Here is a 1401-nt window from a genome sequence, read left to right on the forward strand (position 1 = left end):
AGGCGCGCCGCCCCGCCCGGGCGGCCGAGGATGCGGGCTACGACCGCTGCATGGCGCTCGCGCTCATCGACCCCGAGCGCGGCGTCGCCGAGGCGCGGCGCTGGCGCGAGGAGGGCGGCGGGGACGCCGCTGCCCATTGCGAGGCGATCGCCTATCTGCGCGCGGGCGAGGGCACGCGCGCGGCGGACCTCCTCGAGGAGCTCGGCCAGAACGGGCTCGCCCCGCGCGACGCACGGGCAGCGCTTCTCGCCCAGGCGGGCCAGATCTGGCTCGAGCAGGGCGCTCTCGACCGCGCCTACGGCGCCGCCACGCTGGCGCTGGTGCTTCGCCCCGAGGACCCCGACCTCCTGACCGACCGCGCCGTCATCGCCGCCTCCGCCGGCCGATTCGAGGAGGCGATCGACGACCTGACACGGGTGGTCGACCTCCGCCCCTACCGGGCGGACGCCTATGTCCTGCGCGCCTCCGCCTGGCGACAGCTCGGCCAGCCCGCGCTTGCGCGCGACGACATCGCCCGCGCTCTCGAGCGCGACGGCATGAACCAGGAAGCCTGGCTGGAAAGCGGGCTTCTGCGCCACGCGGCGAACGACCTCCCCGGCGCGAGGCGGGACTGGGAGCAGGCGATCCGCATCGCTCCCGAAACGGCGACCGCGGCACTCGCGGCGCGCAACATCGCGCGGATGTCGGAAGCCCCGTCGCAGGCGCCGGCCGCCGCCGCGGCGCCGCCGCGCGGCGGCGAGCCTGTGATCCCGCGCCCTCCTCCTTCTCCGCCTGCCGCGCCGAGGCGCTGAACGCCGCTCAGGGCGAGGGAAGCCCCTCGCCCAGGCTGCCCTGGTAGCCGCGCTGGAGCGCTGCCTGCGCCGCCGGTGCCCAGGCGGCGAGCCGCTCGGGCGGTACGGTGGCGAAGGCGTATTCCACCTCCATCATGTTCCGGCTGTCGCCCACCGCATGGAGGGAGGACACCAACGCCGCACCTGGCAGCTGGCGGGTGAACGCGGTCTGCGCTGCCTCGCGCCGGCGCACCTGCCAGCAGTCGAGGTAGAGCCCCGCGGTCGAGACGAAGCCGCGCGCGGACGAGCCCTCCGGCCGGCAGCTCAGCGGCGCGCTCCAGCCCGTGATCTCGCCGCCATTGTCGGTCGCCATCACGCGGATGGCGGCGATCGGCCGGCCGTCCTTCTCCTGGACGAGGATGACGTTGTGCACCGGGAAGAGCTGCCGGAAGCCGACGCCGAGGGTCGGGTCGGACTGGTCGACCCAGCGCGCCGCCTCGCGCCAGGGACCTGCGGGAAGCGGGATCTCCCGCGTGAGCACGCGCACCGTCGCGCCACGGCCGGGGAAGGCCGGGCCGGCCTGCGGCGCAGGCGGCGGTGGTGGCGGCGCGACGCGGGCGACCTGGCGCGG

2 protein-coding genes are annotated in these 1401 nt (G+C 76.3%); one reads left to right on the plus strand and one right to left on the minus strand.

What is annotated here, in order from left to right; genetic code table 11:
- The coding region (locus tag FIF60_RS21425) for a tetratricopeptide repeat protein (protein ID WP_144300317.1) at nt 1-791 on the plus strand (791 nt) is incomplete at its 5' end.
- Nucleotides 792-798: 7 nt separating this feature from the next.
- Here FIF60_RS21425 and FIF60_RS21850 read toward each other — a convergent pair.
- A partial coding sequence (locus FIF60_RS21850; RefSeq protein ID WP_204251286.1) for a hypothetical protein occupies nt 799-1401 on the minus strand: 603 nt, incomplete at its 5' end.

This window comes from Elioraea rosea (genome assembly GCF_007644105.1).
In the GTDB taxonomy this organism is placed as follows: Bacteria; Pseudomonadota; Alphaproteobacteria; order Acetobacterales; family Acetobacteraceae; genus Elioraea_A; species Elioraea_A rosea.